This window comes from Streptomyces sp. NPDC050145 (genome assembly GCF_044460245.1).
Taxonomy (GTDB): Bacteria; Actinomycetota; Actinomycetes; order Streptomycetales; family Streptomycetaceae; genus Streptomyces.
Map to the genome: position 1 here is coordinate 102,698 of NZ_JBITJS010000016.1, position 25,760 is coordinate 128,457.

Genomic DNA, 25,760 nt, shown 5'->3' on the forward strand with positions numbered 1-25,760 from the left:
GATCCCGAGCGCGGGCTCGGGTGCTGGGCGCAGGGCTCAGATCTTGGTCCAGGCCTCGGTGAGGACCTGACGGATGATGCCCTCGATCTCGTCGAACGTGGCCTGGTCGGAGATCAGCGGCGGGGAGAGCTGGATGACCGGGTCGCCACGGTCGTCCGCGCGGCAGTACAGGCCGTACTCGAAGAGCTTCTTCGAGACGTAGCCGTACAGGACGCGCTCGGACTCCTCGTCGGTGAAGGACTCCTTGGTGGCCTTGTCCTTCACGAGCTCGATGCCGTAGAAGAAGCCGTTGCCGCGGACGTCGCCGACGATCGGCAGGTCGTTCAGCTTCTGCAGCGTGTTGAGGAAGTTCGCCTCGTTGTCCAGCACGTGCTGGTTGAGGCCCTCGCGCTCGAAGATGTCGAGGTTGGCCAGACCCACGGCCGCCGACACGGGGTGACCACCGAAGGTGTAGCCGTGCAGGAAGGTGTTGTCACCCTTGTAGAACGGCTCGGCGATGCGGTCCGAGACGATCGCGGCACCGATCGGGGAGTAACCCGAGGTCATGCCCTTGGCGCAGGTGATGATGTCCGGGATGTAGCCGAACTTGTCACAGGCGAACATCGTGCCGAGGCGGCCGAAGGCGCAGATGACCTCGTCGGAGACGAGCAGCACGTCGTACTGGTCGCAGATCTCGCGCACGCGCTGGAAGTACCCGGGCGGCGGCGGGAAGCAGCCGCCCGCGTTCTGCACCGGCTCCAGGAAGACAGCGGCGACGGTCTCGGGGCCTTCGAACAGGATCTCCTGCTCGATCTGGTCGGCGCACCAGCGGCCGAAGGCCTCCGGGTCGTCGCCGTGGATCGGGGCGCGGTAGATGTTCGTGTTCGGCACCTTGTGCGCGCCCGGGACGAGCGGCTCGAAGGGGGCCTTGAGGGCCGGCAGACCCGTGATGGACAGGGCGCCCTGCGGGGTGCCGTGGTAGGCGACCGCGCGGGAGATGACCTTGTACTTCGTGTGGTTGCCGTTGAGCTTGTGGTACTGCTTCGCCAGCTTCCAGGCGGTCTCCACGGCCTCGCCGCCACCGGTGGTGAAGAAGACCTTGTTCAGGTCGCCCGGGGCGTAGTGGGCGAGGCGCTCGGCCAGCTCCACGGCCTTGGGGTGGGCGTACGACCAGATCGGGAAGAAGGCCAGTTCGGCGGCCTGCTTCGCGGCGACCTCGGCGAGCTCCTGGCGGCCGTGGCCGGCCTGGACCACGAACAGGCCCGCGAGACCGTCGAGGTACTTCTTGCCCTTGTCGTCGTAGATGTAGGTGCCCTCGCCACGAACGATGGTGGGTACGGGCGCGTTCTCGTACGACGACATGCGGGTGAAGTGCATCCACAGGTGGTCGTACGCGCTCTGGCTGAGGTCCTTGCTCACGGCTATCGGGTTCCCCACATATAGGTCTGCTTCTTGAGCTTGAGGTAGACGAAGCTCTCGGTGGAGCGCACGCCGGGCAGCGCCCGGATGCGTTTGTTGATCACGTCCAGAAGGTGGTCGTCGTCCTCACAGACGACCTCCACCATCAGGTCGAACGAGCCTGCCGTCATCACGACGTACTCGCATTCCGGCATGGCCGTCAGCGCATCCGCCACGGGATCCAGGTCGCCCTCGGCGTTGATCCCGACCATCGCCTGCCGGCGGAATCCCACGGTGAGCGGGTCCGTGACGGCGACGATCTGCATCACGCCCTGGTCGAGCAGCTTCTGCACGCGCTGGCGGACCGCTGCCTCGGACAGGCCCACGGCCTTTCCGATGGCGGCGTACGGGCGCCTGCCGTCTTCTTGGAGCTGCTCGATGATGGCGAGGGAGACGGAGTCCAGAGGCGGGCTTCCGCCGTTCCTCGAACTGGGTCCCTTGGGGTCTGCGCTGCGACTGGCCACGACCTCACTGTGCACGAGGTCTCGTCCGTTTCGCAACCCCAGATCGATGAAATTCGTTGTTTGCCGCCTCGAACTTCACGGATTCCGTAGTTCGTGAGGGTCGGGGGGTGTTGAAAACGTCGGCGGGCCGACTAGGGTGGGACGTCTCAGGTGCTGGACACCGGCGCGCGCCGCGCGCCGGACGCCACAATCCTGCAGAAACCGAACGTCTTCTCAGGTCAGGAGGGCCGGCAGTGACCACCAGTGAGCTGCGTCGTCTGCGTAACTACATCGACGGTGAGTTCCGGGACGCCGCCGACGGACGGACCACGGACGTGGTCAACCCCGCCACGGGCGAGGCGTACGCGACCGCGCCGCTGTCCGGGCAGGCCGACGTCGACGCCGCGATGGCCGCGGCCGAGGCCGCGTTCCCCGCGTGGCGCGACCTCACGCCGGGCGAGCGCCAGAGGTACCTCCTGAAGATCGCCGACGCGTTCGAGGAGCGGGCCGAGGAGCTCATCGCGGCCGAGGTCGAGAACACGGGCAAGCCGATCGGCCTCACCCGCAGCGAAGAGATCCCGCCGATGGTGGACCAGATCCGCTTCTTCGCCGGCGCCGCCCGCATGCTCGAGGGCCGCTCCGCCGGTGAGTACATGGAGGGTCTGACCTCCATCATCCGCCGCGAGCCGATCGGCGTCTGCGCCCAGGTGGCGCCGTGGAACTACCCGATGATGATGGCCGTGTGGAAGTTCGCCCCGGCGCTCGCCGCGGGCAACACGGTGGTCCTCAAGCCGTCCGACACCACCCCGGCGTCGACGGCCCTGATGGCCGACATCATCGGCTCGATCGTCCCCAAGGGCGTCTTCAACGTCGTGTGCGGCGACCGTGACACCGGCCGCGCCATGGTCGAGCACCCGACCCCGGCGATGGCCTCCATCACCGGCTCGGTCCGCGCGGGCATGTCCGTCGCCGAGTCCGCCGCCAAGGACCTCAAGCGGGTCCACCTGGAGCTGGGCGGCAAGGCCCCGGTCGTCGTCTTCGGCGACGCCGACATCGAGAAGGCCGCCGCGGGCATCGCCGAGGCCGGTTACTTCAACGCCGGCCAGGACTGCACGGCCGCCACGCGCGTGCTGGTCCACGAGTCCGTGCACGACGAGTTCGTGAGCGCGCTCGCGAAGATCGCCGCCGAGACCAAGACCGGTCAGCCGGACGACGAGGACGTGCTCTACGGCCCGCTGAACAACCCGAACCAGCTGAAGCAGGTCACCGGCTTCATCGAGCGCCTCCCGGCCCACGCCAAGGTCGAGGCCGGCGGCCACCGGGTCGGCGACAAGGGCTACTTCTACGCCGCGACCGTCGTCTCGGGCCTCAACCAGGACGACGAGATCATCCAGAACGAGGTCTTCGGCCCCGTCATCACCGTCCAGTCCTTCACGGACGAGGAGCAGGCCGTCGCCTACGCCAACGGCGTCGACTACGCCCTCGCCTCCTCCGTGTGGACCAAGGACCACGGCCGCGCCATGCGCATGTCCAAGGCCCTCGACTTCGGCTGCGTGTGGATCAACACCCACATCCCGCTGGTCGCCGAGATGCCGCACGGTGGCTTCAAGAAGTCCGGCTACGGCAAGGACCTCTCCGGCTACGGCTTCGAGGACTACACGCGCATCAAGCACGTCATGACCTCCCTGGACGGCTGAGCCCCACCCCTCGGGTGAGCCTCACCTATACGGAGACGGGCGCGACCCTGGCGGACGGTGAACTGCCGCCGGGGTACGCCCACCTGGACCGCCGTGTCCGGCTCGGCTCCGGGCAGCAATGCCTGGAGCGGGCCGGCGCGGCGGTTCTCGCGTGGCGGGCCCAGCGCGGCGCCGGACTGAGCGTGACCCCCGGCGAGGACGTCCGCGAGGGCGCCGACGTCGTCCTGCGCCTCCTCGTGCTGCGGATCCCCTGCCGGGTGGTGCGGGTCGTGCGCGAGCCGGACCGGATCGGCTTCGCCTACGGGACCCTCGCCGGGCATCCCGAGTGCGGCGAGGAGGCGTTCCTCGTGACCCGGGAGCCGGACGGCTCGGTGTGGTTCCGCATCCGGGCCTTCTCCCGGCCGGGCCGCTGGTACACACGGCTCGCCGGACCCCTCGCGCGCGTGGTCCAACTCGCCGTGACCCGGCGGTACTTGCGGGCGCTGCTGCCGTAGACGCCTTTCCGGCCCCCGGAAATCCGGGTGCGGGGCCCGCCGCGCGGCACGTACCGTGAGCCTCGCGGGGGCGGCTCCGCGGTGCGCTTCCTTCTTCCTTCTTCTGCGAAAAGACCGTAGTGCGCCCACTTCCCGCCCCCGCTTTCGCATGGAAGCCGACGGGGGTGGACGGAGCATGGTCCAGGACGACATCGAGGCGCTGCTGCTGCGCCGCGCGCAGCTGGTGTACGTCGACGAGGGGCCCGGTCCGAGTGTGACCGTGGCCGCCGGAGTCCTCGTCCTCGAGGCCGAACTCGCCGCGCTCGGCCACCTGTTGACCGTCCCACTGCGCAAGGCCCTCGCCGCTCTCGACGAGGACGGGCTCGCCCGCGCCGGGACCCGGCTGCTCGCCGGGGTCGCCGCGCTCACCGGCGCGGACCGGCACCACGCGCCGCTGTTCCGCGGCTTCCCGCAGGACGTTCCCTACCGCCGCGCGGGCCGCCTGTACGTGGCGCGCGTCCTCGCCGCGCTCGCCGCCCAGCCGCACCAGCCCTGCATGGCCTGCGGCCGGCCCGGCGACCCGGTCCGCGCCGTCGCGCCCTGCGCCCACCTGGTGTGCGAGAAGTGCCGGGGCGGCTTCGACTTCGGCTGCTGCGAGCTGTGCGACACCTGGTACGCGTGCCCGGTCTGCGAGACCCGGTACGAGACCGGTGAGCCCACCGAGCCCTGGTTCGGCCTGCCTCCGGCCGACGGCGACCGCACCGTGCTGCGCACCCTCGGCCTCGGCACGTCCCCCGACGCGGACGCGACCGCCGAGCTCACCGCCCTGCTCGCCCACCGCACCCCGCTCAACCCGCGGGACCACGACGACCTCGTCCTCCTGCTCGGCTCCCTCGACCCCGCGGACCTCGCCGCGCTGCCCGCCGACATCCCCGTACGCGAGTCCAAGGCGCTGCTGCTCGCGCGGCTCGCCGAGCACGAGCCCGCCGCGCTGGCGCGGTACGCGGACACCGCGACCGATGTGCTGCGCCTGCTCGTCGTGCGCTCGGGCGGCGACCCGGACCTGCTGGAGACCGTGCGGCTGCGGAACGTCCCGCGGCCCCTGCGGCGTCAACTGCTCGGCATCCTCGACGGGTTGGACCTCGAACGGCTCGTCGAGGACATGCGGCGGCGACCCGGTGCGTTCAAGCGCGTCGGTGAACTGCTGCACCCCTTCGAGCACGCCCGCCGCTTCCCGCGCGCCGCGCTCGCCTTCGCCGTGCTGCGCGGCCACCACGTGCAGGACGAGGGGCCGTTGCAGGACGTGCTCCTCTCCCGGGCCGCGCGACAGGGCGCCGAGGTCAAGCTCGTCGGCGACCGCCTGCGCACCGTCAGCCAGGCGGCCCGGATCGAGAGCGCCCTCGCGTACTGGGACGTCGAGCGCGCCGCCGAACTGCTGCGCGCCCGCCCCGGCGAACTGCTGCGCCGGCTCGACGCGTTGCTTTCCCGGGCCGTCGTCGACGGGATGCCCGAGCGGGTCATCGACGCCCTCACCGACGCGCTGCCCGGCGCGGGCGTCGGACCGCTCCTCGGCGCCTGGGGCAAGCTCGCGGTACGGGGCGTGCCCGGACACCGCCGCGTCTTCTTCCCGCGCGGGCGCGTCACCAAGGCCTACGCGATCGACGACACGCGCCCGCCGCTGCCGCGCCGCAGCGTCGAGCGGGCCGCCGAGGCCATCGAGGCCGAGGCGGTGCGCCGCATGGACGTGCCGGACGACCGGTACGACCTCGCCGTGCTCGACGCCCGCCTCGCCGACCTGCCCGTTCCCTACGCCGAGCGCGCCTCGGCCGCGTCCCTCGTCGCCGTGCCGCGCGGCAGCGCGCTCAAGGTGCCCGCGCCGCAGGACGGCAAGGCGCTGCGCCTGTTCCTGCACTGGATGCAGGAGCGCGGCCGGCGCGTCGACCTCGACCTCTCCGTCGCCTTCTACGACGACCAGTGGCGCTTCGTCGGCCTGTGCGACTACACCTGCCTGGAGTGGGGCGGCGAGGCCGCGCTGCACTCCGGCGACCTCACGTCCGCGCCCGCGCCGCACGGGGCCACCGAGTACGTCGACCTCGACCTGGGCCGGCTGCGCGGGGTGGGCGTGCGCTACGCGCTGCCGGTCGTCCTCTCCTACAACGACGTGCCGTTCGACGAACTGCCCGACGCGTTCGCCGGGTTCATGGGCGTCGAGCGCGGGGCCCGCGGCCGGTTCGACGCGCGGACCGTGCGGCAGCGCTTCGACCTCGCCGGGGACGCGAAGGCGCTCGTGCCGATGACCGTCGACCTGCGCACCCTGCGCGCCTGGTGGGCCGACACCACCCTGCCGACCGGCGAGGGCGAGCACAGCGTGTGGCGGCACCGGGAGGCCCTGCGCCGGCTCGGCCGCGACCTGCTCGACGCGTTCCAGGCCGGTGACCGGGCCACGCTCTGGGACCTCGCCTGCTGGGCCGCGGCCGCCCGCACCGACGGCGACATCGCCGTACGGGACGGGTCGGGGCTCGCGCGGATCTACCGGCGGGAGCCGGACGAGCCCCGCGCCTGGTTCGCGCTGCGCGTGCGGGAGGGGTGGGAGCCGGACCTGGTGACCGCGGTGCCGGAGTTCTCGGGGCGACGGGTCTTCGCCGCACTCGAGTACGGGGAGCTCCCGGACGCCGGTGACGGCACCCTGTACCGACTGTTTCCCGGGGCGGCCGACGCGGCCGGGCTGGAGCGGGTGACGGCCGGGGGCCTGGCGGGGTGGCTGGAGCCGCGTTAGGCCCGGGCCGCTCGGGCGACCGAGCCTCGTCGGTACCGGCTTTGTTCCCCGGGGGCGGAGCGCCGCACGGCGACGCGGCGCCGCCTCCCGTGGGGAGTGCCGGACAGGGGTGTGGCTCCCCGGGGTGGACGGAGCGCCGTCGGGGAGATGGGCGCGCGTCTCTCGTGGGTGGAGCGCCGCACGGCGACATGGCGCCGCCCTGCCGTGGGGGGAGTGCCGGACGGGGGCGTGGCCCTTCGGGTGGGCGGAGCGTCGTCGGGGAGATGGGCGCGCGTCTCTCGTGGGTGGAGCGCCGCACGGCGACATGGCGCCGCCCCCCTGTGGGGGAGTGCCGGACCAGGGGGGGGCGTGGCCCCCCCCGGGCTGGACGGAGCGCCGCCGGGGAGATGGCCCCGCGCCTCTCGTGGGCGGGGCGCCGCACGGTGGCACGGCGCCGCCCTGCCGTGGGGGGAGTGCCGGACGGGGGCGTGGCCCCTTGGGTGGATGGAGCGCCGTCGGGGAGATGGGCGCGTGCCTCTCGTGGGCGGAGCGCCGCACGGGGACACGGCCCTGCCTTCCCGCGGGCGGAGTGCCGGACAGCGGCCCCGCCCTCCCGTGGGCGGGGCCGCATCTGCCGGCTCAGGCCAGATGTGTCAGGTCCTCCGGTGTCAGCCGCAGGGTTGCCGCCCGGGCCCAGTCGCGTACCTGCTCGGGGCCGCGGGCCCCCGCGATCGCCCCGGTCACCCCGCGCCGGGCCAGCGTCCACGCGATCGCCGCCGAGCCGACCGGGACGCCGTGGCCTTCGGCGACCGCGCGCAGACGGTCCACGATCCCTAGGTTGCGGTCCAGATCGCGGGTGAAGTCCGGGTGGGTGCGGCGCCAGTCGCCGGCGTCGAGCCGCGCCGCCCGCTCCCGGGTGAACGTCCCGGACAGCAGCCCGGAGTGCAGCGGCTGGTACACGACCACGCCGGTGCCGTGGTCCGCGGCCCAGTCGATCTCCGGCTCGGCGGTGCGGTTGATCAGGGAGAGCGGCGGCTGGATCGCGTCGACCGGGGCGACGGCCGAGGCCGCGGCGAGCTGCGCCGGATCGTGGTTGGACAGGCCGATCGCGCGGACCTTGCCCTCCTTCTTCAGCTCGGCCATCGTCTGCCAGTACTCCTCCAGAGGCGTGACCCGCACGTCCTCCGCGGCGCCCGAGCCGTCGCCGTCCCAGTCGAGCGAGGCGCCCGTGTCCGGCCAGTGCACCTGGTAGAGGTCGATCGCCTCGACGCCGAGCCGGCGCAGCGACTCCTCCACCTCGCGGCGCACACTGTCCGCTCGCATCACGCGCCGGGGCGCGGCAGCCGGGTTCTCCGGGTCCCAGACGAGCCCCACCTTCGTGAAGACGAACGGCCGCTCACTCTCCGGGAGTTGGGCGATCGCCTTGCCGACGACCTCCTCGGAGTGACCGAGGCCGTAGACCGCGGCGGTGTCGATCCAGTTCACCCCGGCCTCGACGGCGGCGTGCACCGTGGCGATCGAACGGGCGTCGTCCTGCCCGCCCCAGGAGAAGCGCCAGCCCTCGCCGCCGAAGGCCCAACTGCCGAGGCCGATGGGGGAGAGCCGCATGCCGGTGGTGCCGAGCTCGCGGTGGACGAGCGAGGTGGTGGTGGGGCTGGGGGTGGTGTCGATCGGGGAGTTCATGGTGTCCGTCCTCAAAGTCTCAAGGTCCGAAGGTCGCAAGGCGTGGTCGCCGTGCTGACGAGGAAGACTCTGCGGCCCGGGCACCACCCCCTGACAGGCACACCCGTGAGGGGGGAAAGAGTTGACCACCCACGCGGCGACGCGAGCGGTGATACTCGTCGCCATGGACCTCACCGTCGAACGCCGGACCGAACTGAGCCAGTTCCTGCGCACCCGCAGGGCCCGCCTGCGCCCCGCCGACGTAGGCCTCGTCTCGTACGGGCAGCGACGCGTCCCGGGTCTGCGCCGCGAGGAGCTCGCCCAGCTCGCGGGCGTCAGCGTCGAGTACTACGTACGCCTGGAGCAGGGGCGCAACCCGCACGTGTCGGACAGCGTCCTGGAGTCCGTCGGCCGCGCCCTGCGGCTCGACCCCGCCGAGCAGGAGCACCTGCGCAATCTCGCCCGACCCGACCGGGCCCGCCCCGCCACCCGCACGGCCGCCGCCCCGCGCCACGAGCCCGTACGCCCCGGACTGCGGCGCCTCCTCGACGCGCTGCCGGGGCCCGCCTACCTGTGCGGGCCGCTCACCGAGGTCGTCGCCTGGAACGCGCAGGCCGCCGCCGTGTTCGGCGATTTCGACCGGCTCCCCGAGGAGCAACGCACCTTCGCGCACCTGGTCTTCCTGGACGAGACGTACCGCTCGCTCCTCGCCGGCAGCCTGCAAGCCAAGGCGGAGGCGACGGTCGGCTTCCTGCGGGTGAGCGTGGGCCGGTACCCGGACGATCCCGCCCTCGCCTCCCTCATCGGCACGCTCGCCATGAAGAGCGAGGAGTTCGGCACCCTGTGGGCCCGGCAGGACGTCCACGAGAAGGGGGCCGGACGGTACGCGCTGCGGCACCCCGTCGTCGGGCCGCTCGACCTCGACTTCGAGATCCTGCACCTGCCCGACACCGGACAGGTCCTGGTCACCTATCTGCCGGCGCCCGGCACGGACGCCGCCGAGAACCTCGGGCTGCTCGCCAGCTGGACCGGCTGAGCGCGGCGCCGCCACGGCGAGGTGCAGCCCAGGGGATCGACAAGGTGTCGCCCGCCGGGGTGTCTGCCCGGACGCAGCGTCCATTGAGCCGGGGTGCGTGGCACCGGCATGCTTCCGGGGTGCGAGCCAACCACGACACACCCCGCCTCGACCGCCGTTCCCTGCTGCGCGCCCTGGGCGGTGGTGCCGCCGCCGCGGCCGTCGGCGCCCTGGCCACCGGCTGCGGGGTGCCCGCCGCCTACGTCGCGCCGGGCGACCGGGCCGCCGACCGCGACCGCTCGGCCGACGACAAGCGGCTCACCTGGGCGAACTGGCCGCTCTACATCGACGTGGACGACGACGACCCGGCGCTGCGCCCGACGCTGGACGCCTTCGAGAAGCGGACCGGCATCCAGGTCCGGTACACCGAGGAGATCAACGACAACGACGAGTTCTTCGGCAAGATCAGCCCGTCCCTGATGAACCATCAGAGCACCGGCCGGGACCTCATCGTCATCTCCGACTGGATGTGCTCCCGGTTCGTCCGACTCGGCTGGGTCCAGGAGATGGACCGCTCGCGCCAGCCGAACGTCACCAAGTACCTCGACCCGCTGCTGCGCGACCCGGCCTTCGACCCCGGCCGCAGGTCGACGGTGCCGTGGCAGTCCGGCATCACCGGCATCGCGTACAACAAGCGCCGCCTCGGCCGCGAGATCCGGCACGTCTCCGACCTCTGGGCCCCCGACCTCAAGGGCCGCGTCACGCTGCTGTCCGGCCTCGACGAGTCCTTCGCGCTCCTCATGCAGGGCAACGGGGTCGACATCACGCGCTGGACCGCCGACGACTTCCACCGCACCTGCGACCAGGTGGAGAAGCTCGTCGCGTCGAAGCACATCCGCCGCTTCACCGGCAACGACTACATCAAGGACCTCTCCAGCGGCGACGTCCTCGCCTGCCAGGCCTACAGCGGCGACGTCATCCAACTCCAGGCCGACGACCCGGACATCGAGTTCGTCGTCCCCGAGGAGGGCGCCGAACTCTGGGCCGAGTCCCTGATGATCCCCAACCTCGCCGAGCACAAGGCCACCGCCGAGCGACTCGTCGACTACTACTACGAACCCGAGGTCGCCGCCGAACTCGCCGCCTGGGTCAACTACGTGTGCCCCGTGCCCGCCGCCCAGCACGTCCTGGCCTCCTCCAAGGACAAGGAGACCGCCGCGCTCGCGGAGGACCCGCTGATCTTCCCGGACGACCGGATGCGGTCCCGGCTCGCGATCGCCCGGGACATCAAGTCCACGGAGCGCACGGAGTTCGCGAAGCGCTGGAACGCGATCGCCGGGCTGTGAGGGCGCCGGCCGCCGCCCCGCGTCTCCAAGTAGCCTTCCGGCATGGGGAATTCATCGAGCGATGAAAAGGTGTCCGCCGCTGTCACGCTGGGGCTCTTCGCGGCCTGGGCCCTGCACGACACCGAGGAACTGGCCACGGGGCCGCGATGGGTGCGGGAGAACGTGCCCGTGCTGCGGGAGCGGTGGCCCGGGGTGCCGGACGGGGTGTGGCGGGCGATGGAGGGGGTCGACGAGCGGGAGTTCAAGGCGGCCGTCGGGGTCATGGCCGGGATCGTGGGCGCGGGGGCCGTCGCGGGGTGGGTGAGCGGCGGGCGCAGCGCCGTCTATCAGGCGATGCTCAACGGGTTCGGGCTGCACGGGCTCATGCATGTGGGGCAGGCGCTCGCCGTGCGCGGGTACACGCCGGGTGTTGCCACCTCGCCGACACTCGTCGTGCCGTTCGCGGTGTGGGCGCGGGGGCGGTTGAAGCGGGCGGGGGTGTTGCGTTCTGCTCGGGGGCGGGATGTGGTCGCCGGGCTTGCGTGGGCCGGGGCGGCCACGGTGGTGTCGCACGGGGTGGCTCGGCGGGTCGTCAGAGCTCGGGGCTGACCGGTTCGATCGGGGAAATGCGACCCGAAGGGTCTGCATTTCAGGGGCGCGGGGAACTGCGCGACCAGCCCCCACCGGGCCGCACCCGGCGACGAACCGGACCCGCCGTCAGCGCATCGCGGCCAGGACGTCGACGCGGTTGGTCGTGATGGAGTCGACGCCTGCGGCCAGCAGCCTCCGCATCGAGCGCCGCGTGTCCGGCGTCCAGGCCGACACCAGCAGCCCGTCATGGTGGACCCGGGTCACGAGATCACGGGTCAGCAGCGAGAAGCGGTAGTTGAGCCAGTGCGGGCGGACCGCCGAGAGGAGCGCCGGGCGGGGCGGCGCCAGGGTCGTCCACGTCAGGGCGATCTCGGCGGAGGGATCGGCGTCCCGCACCCTCAGCATCGTCTCGGCGCCGGCGCAGTAGTAGACGCGTTCGGCGGCGCCGCAGTCGCCGATCACCCCCACGATCGTCCGGACGGCACGCCGGTCCGCGCCGGGCAGGTCGATCATGAGGCGGGCCTCACCGGTCGCGGCCAGCGCCTCGGCGAGGGTGGGGACGCCGCCCTCCGTCAGGCCCCGCACCTCGTCCGAGGAGAGGGCCGACAGGGGGCGGTCGTGCTTCCACAGCCGTTCGAGCGTGGAGTCGTGCAGCAGGACCGGGACGCCGTCGCGGGTCAGCCGGACGTCGACCTCCACCACGTCCGCACCCCGCTCCAGCGCCGAGCGCAGGGACGGGAGGGTGTTCTCACGGACGCGGTAGGGGTCGCCTCGATGGGCCACGGCAGTCACGGTGCGCATGCGCACCATTGTGGTGCCCGAAGGCCGCCGTGCCCTGTCGTGCCGAACGTCCGCGCGTCAGGCGTCCGCGAGCCAGTTCCGCGTGTACGCGTCGATCTCCGCGGCGATCCGGGACTTGCCGGCGTCGTCGAGGAAGGAGGCGCGGACCGCGTTCTTCGCGAGGTCGGCCAGGCCCTGCTCGTCGAGCCCGAGCAGCCGCGCCGCGACCGCGTACTCCGTGTTCAGGTCCGTCGAGAACATCGGCGGGTCGTCCGAGTTGATCGTCACCGTGACGCCCGCGTCCACGAACGCCTTCAGCGGGTGCTCCTCCAGGGTGCGGACGGCACGCGTCGCGATGTTCGACGTCGGGCACACCTCCAGCGGGATCCCGTGCTCGGCCAGGTGCGCGAGGAGCTTCGGGTCCTGCGCCGAGGAGGTGCCGTGCCCGATGCGCTCGGCACGCAGGTCGCGCAGGGCGTCCCAGACCGTCTCGGGCCCGGTGGTCTCGCCGGCGTGCGGCACCGAGCGCAGCCCGGCCGCGATCGCCCGGTCGAAGTACGGCTTGAACTGCGGGCGCGGCACCCCGACCTCCGGGCCGCCGAGTCCGAACGACACCAGGCCCTCGGGGCGCAGCTTGTCGTCCGTGGCCAGCCGCGCCGTCTCCTCGGCGGAGACCAGACCGGCCTCGCCCGGGATGTCGAAGCACCAGCGCAGCACGGTGCCGAACTCCGCCTCGGCCGCCTTGCGGGCGTCCTCGATCGCGTCCATGAAGGCCTTCTCGTCGATCCCGCGCCGGGTCGACGAGTAGGGGGTGATGGTCAGCTCCGCGTAGCGCACGTTCTGCCGCGCCATGTCGCGTGCGACCTCGTACGTCAGCAGGCGGACGTCCTCGGGGGTGCGGATCAGGTCGACGACCGACAGGTAGACGTCGATGAAGTGCGCGAAGTCCGTGAACGTGAAGAAGTCGGCCAGCGCCTCGGGGTCGGTCGGCACCTTCGAGTCGGGGTGCCGGGCCGCGAGGGCGGAGACGATCCTCGGAGAGGCCGAGCCCACATGATGGACGTGCAGTTCTGCTTTGGGCAGTCCGGCGATGAAGGTCTGCAGGCGCTGGCTCACGGATTCCTCCCCAGGAACTCGGGTGATCGGCTGATCGGGGTCCCCGGCATCGTATGCGGGCGGCGCCGGCGCGGGTCGGCCGGAGCGCGGCAGGGCGGTCCGCGGGGGCCCGGGTCCTGTCCGGAGTTCCCCGTCTGCGCCCCGACGCCCGGCACGCACCCTCGCCGCACGGCGTCCCAGGACAGGTGGCTCCGCCACATGACCCGGGACGCCGCACACCGAGGGCACGCACCGACCGCCGCTGCGCCCGCGCTCCGCGCGAACGACGGGGAGCTCCGGACAGGACCCGGCACCCGGCACGTAGCATGTCCGGACGCGCGGCACCGAGCACGACGACGTACGCAACGAAGGGGGCCCGTCCCATGGCAGGCGGCACCACACCGCAGGGCAGCGACCCCGGGGCGAAGCCGCAGGACGCGGTCCCGGCACCGGCCCCGCAGAGCCCGGCCGGCGGGCGCGGCATCCACGACAGCCAGACGGTGACGGCCATGCCCGCGGCGAGCGGCACCCCGCAGCCGCCGTCCCCGCAGGCCCCGTCCCCGTACGCGCCGCCCGCCCCGCAGCACCCGCAGTACCCGCAGCAGGGCCCCGTACCGCCCCCGCCGGTCTCGCCCGCGGGACCGGGCCTGCCCGCCGCGGCCTACGGCCACCCGGCCCCCGGCCCACAGCAGGCCCCGTACGGCTACCCGGCGCAGCAGCCCATGGCGGCCTATCCGCAGGCCCCCTACGGCTGGGCCGGCGGGATGCCGATGCAGCCGAGCAACGGACTCGGCGTCACGGGCATGGTCACCGGCATCGTCTCCGCGGTGCTCTGCCTGTTCTGGCCGGTCTCGATCATCACCGGGATCCTCGGCGTCGTCTTCGGCTTCGTCGGCCGGAGCAAGGTGCGGCGCGGTGAGGCCACGAACGGCGGGCAGGCGCTCGCGGGCATCATCTGCGGCGCCTTCGGCCTGCTCATGGGCGTCGGCGTCCTCGTCCTGGTCGTGATCCTCAACGCCACGCGCTGAACCGGCCCGGCGCGATCACGCCGGGCGGCCGTCTCAGGACGTCGCCGCGGCCAGCTCCCGCCGCGCCGCCATCAGCGCGAACCCCAGCAGGTTCGGCCCGCGCCAGCGCTCCGGGTCCTCGGCCGCCGGGGAGTCCGCCGCGAGGCCGATGCCCCAGACGCGGTCCACGGGACTGGCCTCCACCAGGACGCGGTCGCCGGTGCGCACCAGGAAGTCCCGCAGCGCGGGGTCCGAGCCGAACTTGTGGAGGCTGCCCGCGACGACGATTCCGAAGCGCTCGCGCGCCCAGACCTCCTCGTCGAAGCCCTTCACCAGACGCCCCGCCTTCTTCGCCTGCGCGGGGTGATCGGCCTCGACGGCTCTGCGCTCCGCCTCCGCGTCCCCGAACAGCCGCGCCTTGCCGGCCATCATCCAGTGCTCCGCCGTCGCGTACGCGACGCCGTCGACCGTGAACGGCGACGGCCACCACTGGCTGAGGCAGCTCGGGCCCAGCGTGCCGTCCGCCCGCGGGGTGTGCCCCCAGAAATGCAGCCACTTCACGCGCGTCCCCGCCGCCAGGGCGCTGACCAGTGATTCCCTGCTGTCGATCATGCTCGCGGCCCCCGTTTCGTTCATGCACGCGAGTCTGGCACGCACCACTGACACACCGTCCTGGGTTTTCCAGGTGCACTCGACACCTGGTCGACAGATTCCGTCGCGTAACCAAAAGGCAACAACGGAATCACTTGTTGAGGTGTCGCCCCTCTGTCAGGATCGGCACTCAAATCGAGCTGGAGCCACGCAGGGACCTGTGGGAACGGGTGCCCGGCGAGGAAAGCGAGAGCGAGCACTCATGCACAACCCCACCTCGGCCAACCTCCCCGACCGCCCGTCGGCCAAGTCCGTCGCGGCCGCCGCGCAGGAACGCTTCGCCGATGGAGCGAACTTCGTCGGCGGACGGCTGACCCAGGGCACCTCCGGCCGCACCCACGCGGTCGTCGACCCCGCGACCGGCACCGACGTCTTCACGTACGAGCTGGCCGGCACGGCCGACGTGGACGCCGCCGTCGCCTCCGCCCGCGAGGCCTTCCCCGGCTGGGCCGGCGCCACCCCGGGCGAGCGGTCCGACGCGATGCACGCCTTCGCCGGGGCCCTCGCCGAGCGCGCCGAGGAGTTCGCCCGCCTCGAGTCGCTGCAGTGCGGCAAGCCCCTCAAGCTGAGCCGCGAGTTCGACGTGCCCGGCACCGTCGACAACACCGCGTTCTTCGCGGGCGCCGCCCGCCACCTCCAGGGTCAGTCCGCCGGTGAGTACAGCGGCGACCACACCTCGTACGTACGGCGCGAGCCGATCGGTGTCGTCGGCTCCATCGCCCCCTGGAACTACCCGCTCCAGATGGCCGCCTGGAAGGTGCTGCCCGCCATCGCCGCGGGAAACACCATCGTCCTCAAGCCCGCCGAGCTGACGCCGCTGACCTCGCTGCTCTTCGCGCAGACCGCGGCCGACGCCGGCATCCCCGCCGGTGTCGTCAACGTGATCACCGGCGCGGGCCGGGACGCCGGTGAGCACCTCGTCGGCCACCCGGACGTCGCGATGACCTCCTTCACCGGCTCCACCGGCGTCGGCAAGCGCGTCGCCGAGGTCGCCACCGCCACCGTCAAGCGGCTCCACCTGGAGCTCGGCGGCAAGGCGCCCTTCGTGGTGTTCGACGACGCCGACCTGGCCGCCGCGGTGCACGGCGCCGTCGCGGGCGCCCTCATCAACACCGGCCAGGACTGCACCGCCGCCACGCGCGCGTACGTGCAGCGCCCCCTCTACGAGGCCTTCGTCGCGGGCGTCGCCGACGTCATGGCGTCGGTCCGGCTCGGCGACCCGTTCGCCGACGGCACCGACCTCGGCCCGCTCATCTCGCACGCCCAGCGCGACCGCGTCGCCGGATTCGTCGACCGCGCCCGCTCCTACGCGCGCGTGGTGACCGGCGGCGAGGCCCCCGGTGGCGCCCTCGCGGACGGCGCCTACTACCGGCCCACCCTGGTGGCCGACGCCGCGCAGGACAGCGAGATCGTGCAGTCCGAGATCTTCGGCCCCGTCCTCGTCGTGCTGCCCTTCGACACCGACGAGGAGGGCATCCGGCTCGCCAACGACACCCCCTACGGGCTCGCCGCCTCCGCCTGGTCCACCAACGTGTACCGGGCGAACCGCGCCACGCGCGAGATCAAGGCCGGCTGCGTCTGGGTCAACGACCACATCCCGATCCTCAGCGAGATGCCGCACGGCGGCTACAAGGCGTCCGGCTTCGGCAAGGACATGTCCGCCTACTCCTTCGAGGAGTACACGCAGATCAAGCACGTCATGTTCGACAACACCGCGGTCGTCAGGAAGGACTGGCACCGCACGATCTTCGGGGACCGATAGCAGCCCGGCCGCCCGACCCGCGGCCACCATCCCGAAAGGGCACCACGCGCATGGAGCAGTACGAGCCCGACCGCCTTTCCCCGGCCCAACTGGCCGCCATGCGGCGCAGCTTCAGGAACGGCAGGGCCGCGATGACCCGCCGCTCCCTGCTGCGCGCCTCGGCCGGCGGCGCACTCGCCGTCGGCGGCCTCGGGGCGCTCACCGGCTGCGGCATTCCCGCCGCGAGCAAGTCCCAGGGCGCCGGCACGTCCGAGGACCACTCGGCCAAGGAGAAGGTCATCAACTTCTCCAACTGGACCGAGTACATCGACATGAGCGACGACGAGAAGCACCGCCCGTCGCTGGAGGCGTTCACCAAGCGCACCGGGATCCAGGTCAAGTACACCGAGGACATCAACGACAACGTCGAGTTCTTCGGCAAGATCAAGCCGCAGCTCGCGGCCGGCCAGGACACCGGCCGCGACCTGATCGTCCTCACCGACTGGATCGCCTCCCGGCTCGTGCGCTACGGCTGGGTGCAGAAGCTCGACCCCGCCAACCTGCCGCACGCCTTCACCAACCTGGCGCCCCAGTTCCGCAATCCCGACTGGGACCCCGGGCACGCCTACTCGTACCCCTGGCAGGGCGTCTCCACCGTCATCGCGTACAACACCAAGGCGACCGGCGGCAAGGAGATCACCTCGGTCACCGAGCTGCTCGAGGACCCCAAGCTCAAGGGCAAGGTCGGCCTGCTGTCCGAGATGCGCGACAGCGTCGGCATGACCCTGCTCGACATGGGCAAGGACCCCCGCACCTTCAAGGCCGACGACTTCGACGCGGCGATCGCCCGCCTCCAGAAGGCCGTCGACCGCGGGCAGGTGCGCCGCTTCACCGGCAACGACTACATCGCCGACCTCAGCAAGGGCGACCTCGCGGCCTGTCTGGCCTGGGCCGGTGACGTCGTGCAGCTCCAGGCGGACAACCCGCACGTCAAGTTCGCCATCCCGGACGCCGGTTACATTACCGCGACCGACAGCATGCTGATCCCCAACAAGGCGCGCCACAAGACGAACGCCGAGCGGCTCATCGACTACTACTACGAGCCGGCCGTCGGCGCGCAGCTCGCCGGGTGGATCAACTACGTGAGCCCGCTGGACACCGGCATCGTCCGGCCCGAGCTCGCCAAGATCGACAAGGACATCGCGAACGACCCGCTGATCGTTCCCGACAAGGCCATGCAGTCCAAGGGACACGGCTTCCGCTCCCTGACGGCCAAGGAAGAGACCGCGTTCGAGGAGAAGTTCGCCCAGCTCACCGGCGGCTGAACCGGCCCTCCGCCACCCGCACCGCCCCCGTCCCCGACGAATCCTTGGACTCACCATGACGACCGACCACGGCGGCGACGTCCGTCTCACCGGGATCAGCAAGACGTACGACAACGGCTTCACGGCCGTCCGTCCGCTCGACCTCACCGTGCCCCAGGGCTCCTTCTTCGCCCTCCTCGGCGCCTCCGGCTGCGGCAAGACCACCACCCTGCGCATGATCGCGGGCCTGGAGGAGCCGACCACCGGCACCGTCCTCCTCGGCGACCAGGACGTCACGAACCTGCCGCCCTACAAGCGGCCCGTGAACACCGTCTTCCAGTCGTACGCGCTCTTCCCGCACCTCGACATCTTCGAGAACATCGCCTTCGGCCTGCGCCGGCGCGGCATCAAGTCGGTGAAGAAGCAGGTCGACGAGATGCTCGACCTGGTCCAGCTCGGCGAGCACGCCCGCAAGAAGCCGCACCAGCTCTCCGGCGGCCAGCAGCAGCGCGTCGCGGTCGCCCGCGCGCTCATCAACCACCCCAAGGTGCTGCTGCTCGACGAGCCCCTCGGCGCCCTCGACCTCAAGCTGCGCCGCCAGATGCAGCTGGAGCTCAAGCGCATCCAGACCGAGGTCGGCATCACCTTCATCCACGTCACGCACGACCAGGAAGAGGCCATGACCATGGCCGACACCGTCGCCGTGATGAACCAGGGCGTCGTCGAACAGCTCGGTGCCCCCACCGACCTGTACGAGAACCCGCGCTCGACCTTCGTCGCCAACTTCCTCGGCACCTCGAACTTCATCGAGGCCGAGATCGCCGGCCGCGCGGGCGACGAGCTCACCCTGCGCGCGGGCGACGGCAAGCTCTCGCTGCCCGCCGAGCGCTGCACCGCGGACACGGAAGCGGGCGGCAAGGTCCTCGTCGGCGTACGCCCCGAGAAGATCTCCCTCACGCACACCGACGACGCGGGCACCATCCCCGAGGACCGCAACCGCATCACCGGCACCATCGCCGACAGCAGCTTCATCGGCGTCTCCACGCAGTACGTCATCGACACCCCGCTCAGCGACTCGTTCGAGGTCTACGCCCAGAACATCGAGCGCGACAGCCGCCTCACGCCCGGCGCCGAGGTCGTCCTCCACTGGAACCCCGCGCACACGTTCGGGCTCGACGCGGACCAGGACGCCGACGCGGGCGTGGAGAAGGTCTCGGAGGACACGGCCGCATGAGCACTGTCACCGAAGCGCCGCCACTGGCGCCCGCCCCGGCGGAGGAACCGCCCCGCAAGATCCGCAAGCGCGGCCGCCTCGTCCCGTACTGGCTGCTGCTGCCCGGCATCCTCTGGCTGATCGTCTTCTTCGCCCTGCCGATGGTCTACCAGGCCTCCACCTCGGTGCAGCAGGGCTCCCTCGAGGACGGGTTCAAGGTCACCTGGCACTTCGCCACGTACTGGGACGCGCTCACCGACTACTACCCGCAGTTCCTGCGCTCCGTCCTGTACGCCGGCTGCGCCACGCTCCTGTGTCTGGTGCTCGGCTACCCGCTCGCCTACCTCATCGCCTTCCGCGCGGGCCGCTGGCGCAACGTCGTCCTGGTCCTGGTGATCGCCCCGTTCTTCACCAGCTTCCTGATCCGCACCCTCGCCTGGAAGACGATCCTCGCGGACGGCGGACCCGTGGTCGGCGCCCTCAACTCGCTGCACGTCCTCGACGTCACGACCTGGCTCGGGATGACCGAGGGCGACCGCGTCCTCGCCACCCCGCTCGCCGTGATCTGCGGCCTCACGTACAACTTCCTGCCGTTCATGATCCTGCCGCTCTACACCTCCCTGGAGCGGATCGACGGCCGGCTGCACGAGGCCGCGGGCGACCTCTACGCCTCGCCCGCCACCACCTTCCGCAAGGTGACCTTCCCGCTGTCGATGCCCGGCGTCGTCTCCGGCACCCTGCTCACCTTCATCCCGGCGGCCGGCGACTACGTGAACGCGGACCTCCTCGGCTCCACGGACACCCGCATGGTCGGCAACGTCATCCAGACGCAGTTCCTGCGCATCCTCGACTATCCGACCGCGGCCGCCCTCTCCTTCATCCTCATGGCGGCCATTCTCGTGATGGTCACCGTCTACATCCGGCGGGCCGGAACGGAGGACCTCGTCTGATGCGCTGGCTGCGGAAGAACCTCGTGGTGATCGCGGGTCTGATCACCCTCGCCTATCTCCTCCTGCCGAACGTCGTCGTCACGGCCTTCTCCTTCAACAAACCGAAGGGCCGCTTCAACTACGAGTGGCAGGAGTTCAGCCTCGACGCCTGGAAGAACCCCTGCGGCGTCGCCGACATGTGCGGCTCGCTGTCGCTCAGCCTCCAGATCGCCCTGTGGGCCACGATCGGCGCGACCGTGCTCGGCACGATGATCGCCTTCGCCCTCGTCCGCTACCGCTTCCGGGCGCGCGGCGCGATCAACTCGCTGATCTTCCTGCCCATGGCGATGCCCGAGGTCGTCATGGCGGCCTCGCTGCTCACCCTGTTCCTCAACATGGGCGCCCAGCTGGGCTTCTGGACCATCCTGATCGCCCACATCATGTTCTGCCTCAGCTTCGTGGTGACCGCCGTCAAGGCGCGCGTCATGTCGATGGACCCCCGACTGGAACAGGCCGCGCAGGACCTCTACGCCGGCCCCGTCCAGACCTTCCTCCGCGTCACCCTGCCGATCGCGGCACCGGGCATCGCGGCGGGAGCGCTGCTCGCCTTCGCGCTCTCCTTCGACGACTTCATCATCACGAACTTCAACGCGGGATCCACGGTCACCTTCCCCATGTTCGTGTGGGGCTCGGCGCAGCGCGGCACACCCGTTCAGATCAATGTCATCGGTACGGCCATGTTCCTGGTCGCCGTACTGTGCGTCCTTGTCGGCATGCTCGCCGGCAAGCGAAAGAACAAGGTCGCCTGAGTCTCAGGGGACTGCTCATTTCTGAGGGAGTTGGAATCATGGCCGCTGGCGCCATGAATCGTCAGAGCCGCTGGACCGCCGCCCTCGCGGACGCCCAGCCCGTCGCGTACTGGCTGGACGACCCGGGGCGCCCGGCGGCGCTGCCGGCGCTGACCGGTGACGAGCGGTGCGACCTGCTCGTCGTCGGCGGCGGCTACAGCGGCCTGTGGACCGCGCTGATCGCCAAGGAGCGCGACCCCGGCCGGGACGTCGTCCTCGTCGAGGGCCGCGAGATCGGCTGGGCCGCCTCCGGGCGCAACGGCGGTTTCTGCGCCGCCTCCCTCACGCACGGCACGGCCAACGGGCTCGCCCGCTGGCCCGACGAGATCCACAAGCTGGAGGAGCTGGGCGCCGCCAACCTCGACGCGATCGAGGCGGCGGTCGCCCGCTACTCCATCGACTGCGACTTCGAGCGCACCGGCGAACTGGACGTGGCGACCCAGCCGCACCAGGTCGCCGAACTGCGCGAGTTCCACACCGAGCTGCAGGAGGCCGGTCTCGCCGACGGCCTGGAGATGCTCGACGCCGACCAGACCCGGGAGCAGGTCGACTCCCCGACCTTCCTCGGCGCGCTGCACGACCGGCGCGGCGTCGCCATGCTGCACCCCGCCAAGCTCGCCTGGGGCCTCAAGCAGGCCTGCCTCGACCTCGGCGTCCGGATCTACGAGAACACGCCCGCGACCCAGCTGGCCTCCAGCGGAGCGGGCCTCGCCGTCCGCACCCCGTACGGCCGGATCTTCGCGCGGCACGCCGCCCTCGGCACCAACGTCTTCCCGTCCCTGGTCAAGCGCGTCCGCTCGTACACCGTCCCGGTCTACGACTACGCGCTGATGACCGAGCCGCTCAGCGCGGAGCAGCTGGCCTCGATCGGCTGGAAGAACCGCCAGGGCCTCGGCGACAGCGCCAACCAGTTCCACTACTTCCGGCTCTCCGCCGACAACCGGATCCTGTGGGGCGGCTACGACGCGATCTACCCCTACGGCGGGAAGGTCCGCGCCGAGCACGACCACCGGCCCGAGACCTACGCCAAGCTCGCGGACCACTTCTTCACCTGCTTCCCGCAGCTGGAGGGCCTGCGCTTCTCCCACGCGTGGGGCGGCGCGATCGACACCTGCTCGCGGTTCTCCGCGTTCTTCGGCACGGCTCACGGCGGGCGGGTCTCCTACGCCGCCGGGTACACCGGGCTCGGGGTCGGCGCGACCCGCTTCGGCGCGGACGTGATGCTGGACCTTCTCTCGGGCGAGCGCACCGAGCGCACCGAACTCGAGATGGTCCGCAAGAAGCCGCTGCCGTTCCCGCCCGAGCCGTTCGCCTACACCGGCATCGCGCTCACCAAGTGGTCGCTGGCCCGCGCCGACGACAACGGCGGCCGGCGCAACCTGTGGCTGAAGGCGATGGACTCCGTCGGCCTCGGCTTCGACAGCTGACGCCTCCTTTTTTGCCTACTCCTTCGTAGGCATAGGCGTAGGCGTCCCCTGATGGAAGTACAGCCGCCACCCGGCCTCCGGGTGGCGGCGCCACAGCGAGCTGCGGCGGACCCGGCGGTCGCCGTGGTCCGCGTGATACGTCAGATGCACGACGCCCTGCGCGAGCACGGTCCCCGCCATCTCCGTGACCACGACCGGAAGTTCGGGCCCGTCCGGCACCGCGCCCGTCGCCTCCAGGATCGTCGTCCGGTCCCAACGCCGCCCGGACGCGCCGAACTCGAAGAACTCCGGGTCGAGCAGCGCGCTCACCCGCGCGTCGTCGGCGCGCACCGCCGGTTCGAGCAGGCGCAGTTCGCCCTCGATCGCCGCCTGGATCTGCCGCTCGTCGTCCGTCATGGGCGCACTGTAACGGGCGGGCCCGCGAAGAAGTCCGCGAGGAAGCCGGCCGAACCCGCGTAATGCGGCGCCCCCTTGCCCCTCTCCTCTGTGAACGGAACGCGTCATGCGTCACGCGTCACAGCAACAGGGAGGACCCGCCATGACGGACTCGGCGAACGGGCCGGCGGTCGAATGGCTCGCGGCGGTGGCGCCGGACCCGGCCGCCTGCCGCCGCGCATGGGAGCGCGACCCGCGAGGCGTCGCGCTGCTGCCCGCGGGCCGGCGCTGGGACGTGCTGATCCTGCCGGCCGAACTCGGCTACCGAACGCTCGACGTGCTGACCCGCGTCATCGACCGGCCGGGCCCCGTCCTCGCCGACTTCGGCGACGCCCGCATGGGCTTCTTCGTCCCGGCCGGCACGGCGGCCCGCTGGGTCGGTACGGGAGTGCGGGGCGCGGGGCACGGGACCTGGATCGTGGTCCCCCGCCCCGGCCGTGCGACCGGCGCCGTCCGCTGGCTCGTCCCACCCGACGGATCGGGCACCCTCACGGACCCTTCGGTCCTCGAACTGGCCCTGCACGAGGCAGCCGCCGGCCCGGGCCGCCCGGGCTGACGCGTGTGCCCTTCCGCCCGGCGGTGGGCGGAAGGGCACGATTCAGCGGAGGGTGATCAGCGGGCGTTTCCGTTGTTGAAGTGGTAGTCGCCGTTGCCGCCCTGGTTGCCGTTCGCGCCGGGGCCGCGGCCGTCCGTGCCGGGCTCCACGTGGTTGGTCTTGGTGTGCACGATGTCGTAGTACACGTCGGTGTTGTCCGCGTCCGGGAAGACGCGGTAGGTGAACACGTTCTTGTCGAGCTGGACGATCGGAACGGTGCGCTCGAAGAGCACCTTGCCGTTCGCGTCCTTCGCGTTGATCCAGCGCTCGGAGCCGTCGGCGGTGACGGTCCAGTCACCGTGCAGCTTCGGGCTGTCGTCGAGGTTGTACATGGTGTACGTGCCGTCGGCGTCGAAGTACGCCCAGCCCACGAAGTTCGACACGGCCGGGTCGTCGAGGGCGACGCGGTTGCCGTCCTGGTCGACGGCGCCGGTGGTCTTCCACGGGGTGGAGGCGAGCACGTCGGACGGGGTCGCGGCCTGCTTCTGCGCCGCGGACGCGGCAGCCGGTGCGGCGGGCGCGTCGGCGGCCATGGCCGAGACGGGCACCAGGGCGGACACGGCGATCGCGATCGCGGACGCGGTGAGAACGGAACGACGGGAGATTCGAGTGAGGCTCATGTCCTCAACGCTAGGGGCGGTACCGGGGCCGGCATGTCATCCGATCGGCTACTGATGGATGCCCTGGATTGCCGATACGCGCGTCGACCGGACGGCCGTGACGCACGGACGCCCGGTCCTGAGCAGCCCTATCAGCTACTCGGCGGCGCGTTCCCGGCGGGCCACTCGGACACCGATCGTGCCCACGACCAGGAGCAGAGCGACCGTACCCAGAGTGAACGTCTCGAAGGAGAGCCGGGAGACTCCCCAGACGTCCCGGAAGTCGTACGCGATGCCGAAGACGTTCTCGAGGACGCCGGGGAACAGGGCCGACCAGGAGCCGACCAGGATCCACGCGTACACCAGACCGGCGCAGGCGAGGAAGCCCCGGTCACCGAAGGGCACCCGGTACGGCCGCTCGACCTCGGGCCGGCGCAGCCGGAGCAGCACGAGCGCGGGCACGACGACGAGGTACGACAGCAGCAGCGTCGTCACGGCGACGGTGAGCACCACGGCGAAGACGGCCCCGGCGTCCCCGTCGGCGAGCTGCATGGCGGTGAGCATGAACAGCGTGGCCACCGCGCCGGAGAGCAGGTTGGTGCGGACCGGCGTGCCCAGCTTCGGGTGGAAGGCGCCGAGCTTGCGGGTGAAGAAGCCGCCGTCGGCCGCGGCCATCGCCTGCATCCGGTCGCTGACGATCATCCAGGCGCTGCCCTGGGTCAGGAGGGCGAAGACGAACATCACGGCGGTCGTGGTCAACAGGGGCCCGGCGGCCGGACCGTAGACGCCGAAGACGAGCCGCGCACCCTCCATGAAGCCGCCGATCCCGGTGACCTGCTTGACCGGCACGACGGCGAGCAGCGCGAGCACGGGCAGCAGATAGCAGGCGGCCGCGACGGTCGCGGAGCGGCCCAGCGCGGCGGGCACGTCCTTCTGCGGGTCGTGCATCTCCTCGCCGGCGGCGTTGGGCGCCTCGAAGCCGACGTACGCGAACAGCAGGATCGGCACGAGGGCCAGGAAGCCGGCCGCGGTCGGGCTGAAGTGGGCCTCGGCCAGACCGTGGAACCCGTTCTCGATGCCGTAGAGCGTGGCGGTGAGAGTGAAGAGGGTGAGGGACAGCACCTTGACCAGGGCGCCGATCGTGGTGATCCACTTGCCGCGGCTCAGCGACACCACGGCGGTGAGGATCGCGGCCCAGACGAACAGCAGCTTGAAGACGTAGTCGGCGACGGTGCCCGAGCCGAGGTGGAAGACGAAGCCGTCCCACGTCTCGGCGGCGAGGAAGACCAGCGAACCGCCCAGCCAGATCGGGTTGGTGACCCAGTAGAAGAGCGTGGTGAGAGCGGCCGCGGGCCGGCCGAGCGCCAGTTTCACCCAGACGTACGGGCCGCCCTCCTGCGGGAACGCGGCGCCGGTCTCGGCGAACAGCAGGGCGTAGGGGACCAGGAAGAACAGGGCGAGCGCCGCGGTCCAGGTGACCGCCTCGCCGCCGCCGGTGGCGATCTGCCCGACGGTGTCGAAGGAGATGACCGCGGCGATGGCCATGGCGGTGATGTCGAAGCGCTTGAGGCTGCGTCGGAGCCCGGCCGGGGCGTCCGGCGCCTCGTCGGCGGCATGCGGTGCGGCGGGGGAGAGGTGGGAGGACACGGGCAGTTCCTTGGCGGGGTAGAGGGGACTGCGGAGACTGCGGGGGCGGCGGAGGGCCGCGGGACGGTGTGGGATCCGTGTCGGGCGGAGC

23 protein-coding genes are annotated in these 25,760 nt (G+C 71.6%); 14 read left to right on the forward strand and 9 right to left on the reverse strand.

Features of this window, described 5'->3' with window-relative positions; genetic code table 11:
* Positions 1–36 precede the first annotated feature (36 nt).
* Complete coding sequence (locus tag ACIBTU_RS29260; RefSeq protein WP_399129514.1) at positions 37–1,416, reverse strand: aspartate aminotransferase family protein; 1,380 nt, start codon at positions 1,414–1,416, stop codon at positions 37–39.
* Positions 1,401–1,916 carry an Lrp/AsnC family transcriptional regulator gene (locus tag ACIBTU_RS29265; protein ID WP_188336588.1) on the reverse strand — a complete coding sequence of 172 codons (516 nt, stop codon included), beginning with the start codon at positions 1,914–1,916 and terminating at the stop codon, positions 1,401–1,403. The genes ACIBTU_RS29260 and ACIBTU_RS29265 overlap by 16 nt, the downstream gene beginning before the upstream one ends.
* 218 nt (positions 1,917–2,134) lie before the next feature.
* On the opposite strand from ACIBTU_RS29265, the gene ACIBTU_RS29270 reads away from it, so the two are divergent.
* The 3 genes from ACIBTU_RS29270 to ACIBTU_RS29280 all read left to right on the forward strand — a co-directional run bounded on the left by ACIBTU_RS29270 (position 2,135) and on the right by ACIBTU_RS29280 (position 6,826).
* Entirely contained in the window at positions 2,135–3,577 is a 1,443-nt protein-coding gene (locus tag ACIBTU_RS29270; RefSeq protein ID WP_399129515.1) for a gamma-aminobutyraldehyde dehydrogenase, read from the forward strand.
* Positions 3,578–3,591: 14 nt separating this feature from the next.
* Positions 3,592–4,071, forward strand: coding sequence for a DUF1990 family protein (locus tag ACIBTU_RS29275; protein ID WP_399129516.1), 480 nt, complete (start codon positions 3,592–3,594; stop codon positions 4,069–4,071).
* A gap of 175 nt (positions 4,072–4,246) precedes the next feature.
* Positions 4,247–6,826 (forward strand): MXAN_6230/SCO0854 family RING domain-containing protein, encoded by a 2,580-nt coding sequence (locus ACIBTU_RS29280; protein ID WP_399129517.1) that lies wholly within the window; start codon positions 4,247–4,249, stop codon positions 6,824–6,826.
* 618 nt (positions 6,827–7,444) lie between these two features.
* On the opposite strand, the gene ACIBTU_RS29285 is transcribed toward ACIBTU_RS29280, so the two are convergent.
* Positions 7,445–8,488: an aldo/keto reductase gene (locus ACIBTU_RS29285; RefSeq protein ID WP_399129518.1), complete on the reverse strand. Its 1,044-nt coding sequence runs from the start codon at positions 8,486–8,488 to the stop codon at positions 7,445–7,447.
* 163 nt (positions 8,489–8,651) lie between these two features.
* Here ACIBTU_RS29285 and ACIBTU_RS29290 point away from each other — a divergent pair, with 163 nt between their 5' ends.
* From ACIBTU_RS29290 to ACIBTU_RS29300, 3 genes are all read left to right on the forward strand, one after another.
* On the forward strand, positions 8,652–9,503 hold the full coding sequence (locus tag ACIBTU_RS29290; RefSeq protein WP_399129519.1) for a helix-turn-helix transcriptional regulator: 852 nt from the start codon (positions 8,652–8,654) through the stop codon (positions 9,501–9,503).
* A gap of 119 nt (positions 9,504–9,622) precedes the next feature.
* Positions 9,623–10,828: a spermidine/putrescine ABC transporter substrate-binding protein gene (locus ACIBTU_RS29295; RefSeq protein WP_399129520.1), complete on the forward strand. Its 1,206-nt coding sequence runs from the start codon at positions 9,623–9,625 to the stop codon at positions 10,826–10,828.
* 42 nt (positions 10,829–10,870) lie between these two features.
* Positions 10,871–11,416 carry an HXXEE domain-containing protein gene (locus tag ACIBTU_RS29300; protein WP_399129521.1) on the forward strand — a complete coding sequence of 182 codons (546 nt, stop codon included), beginning with the start codon at positions 10,871–10,873 and terminating at the stop codon, positions 11,414–11,416.
* A gap of 108 nt (positions 11,417–11,524) precedes the next feature.
* On the opposite strand, the gene ACIBTU_RS29305 is transcribed toward ACIBTU_RS29300, so the two are convergent.
* Positions 11,525–12,199 (reverse strand): glycerophosphodiester phosphodiesterase, encoded by a 675-nt coding sequence (locus tag ACIBTU_RS29305; protein WP_399129522.1) that lies wholly within the window; start codon positions 12,197–12,199, stop codon positions 11,525–11,527.
* 57 nt (positions 12,200–12,256) lie between these two features.
* Positions 12,257–13,321 carry an adenosine deaminase gene (locus ACIBTU_RS29310; protein ID WP_399129622.1) on the reverse strand — a complete coding sequence of 355 codons (1,065 nt, stop codon included), beginning with the start codon at positions 13,319–13,321 and terminating at the stop codon, positions 12,257–12,259.
* Positions 13,322–13,656: 335 nt separating this feature from the next.
* Here ACIBTU_RS29310 and ACIBTU_RS29315 point away from each other — a divergent pair, with 335 nt between their 5' ends.
* Positions 13,657–14,301, forward strand: a complete 645-nt coding sequence (locus ACIBTU_RS29315; RefSeq protein ID WP_399129523.1) for a DUF4190 domain-containing protein — start codon at positions 13,657–13,659, stop codon at positions 14,299–14,301.
* 33 nt (positions 14,302–14,334) lie between these two features.
* On the opposite strand, the gene ACIBTU_RS29320 is transcribed toward ACIBTU_RS29315, so the two are convergent.
* Positions 14,335–14,916, reverse strand: coding sequence for an NADAR family protein (locus tag ACIBTU_RS29320; RefSeq protein WP_399129524.1), 582 nt, complete (start codon positions 14,914–14,916; stop codon positions 14,335–14,337).
* A 217-nt stretch (positions 14,917–15,133) separates the two neighbouring features.
* Between ACIBTU_RS29320 and ACIBTU_RS29325 the strand changes: the two genes are divergently transcribed.
* From ACIBTU_RS29325 to ACIBTU_RS29350, 6 genes are read left to right on the forward strand one after another with little or no spacing between them, the layout of a single operon-like run.
* Positions 15,134–16,693: a gamma-aminobutyraldehyde dehydrogenase gene (locus ACIBTU_RS29325; RefSeq protein ID WP_399129525.1), complete on the forward strand. Its 1,560-nt coding sequence runs from the start codon at positions 15,134–15,136 to the stop codon at positions 16,691–16,693.
* 50 nt (positions 16,694–16,743) lie between these two features.
* Entirely contained in the window at positions 16,744–17,997 is a 1,254-nt protein-coding gene (locus ACIBTU_RS29330) for a spermidine/putrescine ABC transporter substrate-binding protein (RefSeq protein WP_399129526.1), read from the forward strand.
* Between the two features lie 55 nt (positions 17,998–18,052).
* Positions 18,053–19,210: an ABC transporter ATP-binding protein gene (locus tag ACIBTU_RS29335; RefSeq protein ID WP_399129527.1), complete on the forward strand. Its 1,158-nt coding sequence runs from the start codon at positions 18,053–18,055 to the stop codon at positions 19,208–19,210.
* Positions 19,207–20,139, forward strand: coding sequence for an ABC transporter permease (locus tag ACIBTU_RS29340; protein ID WP_399129528.1), 933 nt, complete (start codon positions 19,207–19,209; stop codon positions 20,137–20,139). The genes ACIBTU_RS29335 and ACIBTU_RS29340 overlap by 4 nt, the downstream gene beginning before the upstream one ends.
* On the forward strand, positions 20,139–20,927 hold the full coding sequence (locus tag ACIBTU_RS29345; protein WP_399129529.1) for an ABC transporter permease: 789 nt from the start codon (positions 20,139–20,141) through the stop codon (positions 20,925–20,927). The genes ACIBTU_RS29340 and ACIBTU_RS29345 overlap by 1 nt, the downstream gene beginning before the upstream one ends.
* A gap of 38 nt (positions 20,928–20,965) precedes the next feature.
* Positions 20,966–22,393, forward strand: a complete 1,428-nt coding sequence (locus ACIBTU_RS29350; RefSeq protein ID WP_399129530.1) for an NAD(P)/FAD-dependent oxidoreductase — start codon at positions 20,966–20,968, stop codon at positions 22,391–22,393.
* A gap of 15 nt (positions 22,394–22,408) precedes the next feature.
* Here the strand turns inward: ACIBTU_RS29350 and ACIBTU_RS29355 are convergent, their stop codons facing one another.
* Positions 22,409–22,789, reverse strand: a complete 381-nt coding sequence (locus ACIBTU_RS29355; RefSeq protein ID WP_399129531.1) for a DUF4440 domain-containing protein — start codon at positions 22,787–22,789, stop codon at positions 22,409–22,411.
* A gap of 142 nt (positions 22,790–22,931) precedes the next feature.
* On the opposite strand from ACIBTU_RS29355, the gene ACIBTU_RS29360 reads away from it, so the two are divergent.
* Entirely contained in the window at positions 22,932–23,384 is a 453-nt protein-coding gene (locus tag ACIBTU_RS29360) for a hypothetical protein (RefSeq protein ID WP_399129532.1), read from the forward strand.
* Positions 23,385–23,440: 56 nt separating this feature from the next.
* On the opposite strand, the gene ACIBTU_RS29365 is transcribed toward ACIBTU_RS29360, so the two are convergent.
* Both ACIBTU_RS29365 and ACIBTU_RS29370 read right to left on the reverse strand, forming a co-directional pair.
* Positions 23,441–24,043 (reverse strand): DUF4822 domain-containing protein, encoded by a 603-nt coding sequence (locus ACIBTU_RS29365; RefSeq protein WP_399129533.1) that lies wholly within the window; start codon positions 24,041–24,043, stop codon positions 23,441–23,443.
* 135 nt (positions 24,044–24,178) lie between these two features.
* A complete protein-coding gene (locus tag ACIBTU_RS29370) occupies positions 24,179–25,669 on the reverse strand; it encodes an APC family permease (RefSeq protein WP_399129534.1) in 1,491 nt (496 codons plus the stop codon).
* Positions 25,670–25,760 lie beyond the last annotated feature (91 nt).

Bases quoted from the DNA above. Each gene is read 5' to 3' on its own strand.
- ACIBTU_RS29280 (WP_399129517.1), top strand. From the start codon at position 4,247: ATGGTCCAGGACGACATCGAGGCGCTGCTGCTGCGCCGCGCGCAGCTG.
- ACIBTU_RS29285 (WP_399129518.1), bottom strand. From the start codon at position 8,488: ATGAACTCCCCGATCGACACCACCCCCAGCCCCACCACCACCTCGCTC.
- ACIBTU_RS29290 (WP_399129519.1), top strand. From the start codon at position 8,652: ATGGACCTCACCGTCGAACGCCGGACCGAACTGAGCCAGTTCCTGCGC.
- ACIBTU_RS29300 (WP_399129521.1), top strand. From the start codon at position 10,871: ATGGGGAATTCATCGAGCGATGAAAAGGTGTCCGCCGCTGTCACGCTG.
- ACIBTU_RS29305 (WP_399129522.1), bottom strand. From the start codon at position 12,199: ATGCGCACCGTGACTGCCGTGGCCCATCGAGGCGACCCCTACCGCGTC.
- ACIBTU_RS29315 (WP_399129523.1), top strand. From the start codon at position 13,657: ATGGCAGGCGGCACCACACCGCAGGGCAGCGACCCCGGGGCGAAGCCG.
- ACIBTU_RS29320 (WP_399129524.1), bottom strand. From the start codon at position 14,916: ATGAACGAAACGGGGGCCGCGAGCATGATCGACAGCAGGGAATCACTG.
- ACIBTU_RS29325 (WP_399129525.1), top strand. From the start codon at position 15,134: ATGCACAACCCCACCTCGGCCAACCTCCCCGACCGCCCGTCGGCCAAG.
- ACIBTU_RS29330 (WP_399129526.1), top strand. From the start codon at position 16,744: ATGGAGCAGTACGAGCCCGACCGCCTTTCCCCGGCCCAACTGGCCGCC.
- ACIBTU_RS29335 (WP_399129527.1), top strand. From the start codon at position 18,053: ATGACGACCGACCACGGCGGCGACGTCCGTCTCACCGGGATCAGCAAG.
- ACIBTU_RS29340 (WP_399129528.1), top strand. From the start codon at position 19,207: ATGAGCACTGTCACCGAAGCGCCGCCACTGGCGCCCGCCCCGGCGGAG.
- ACIBTU_RS29345 (WP_399129529.1), top strand. From the start codon at position 20,139: ATGCGCTGGCTGCGGAAGAACCTCGTGGTGATCGCGGGTCTGATCACC.
- ACIBTU_RS29350 (WP_399129530.1), top strand. From the start codon at position 20,966: ATGGCCGCTGGCGCCATGAATCGTCAGAGCCGCTGGACCGCCGCCCTC.
- ACIBTU_RS29355 (WP_399129531.1), bottom strand. From the start codon at position 22,789: ATGACGGACGACGAGCGGCAGATCCAGGCGGCGATCGAGGGCGAACTG.
- ACIBTU_RS29360 (WP_399129532.1), top strand. From the start codon at position 22,932: ATGACGGACTCGGCGAACGGGCCGGCGGTCGAATGGCTCGCGGCGGTG.
- ACIBTU_RS29365 (WP_399129533.1), bottom strand. From the start codon at position 24,043: ATGAGCCTCACTCGAATCTCCCGTCGTTCCGTTCTCACCGCGTCCGCG.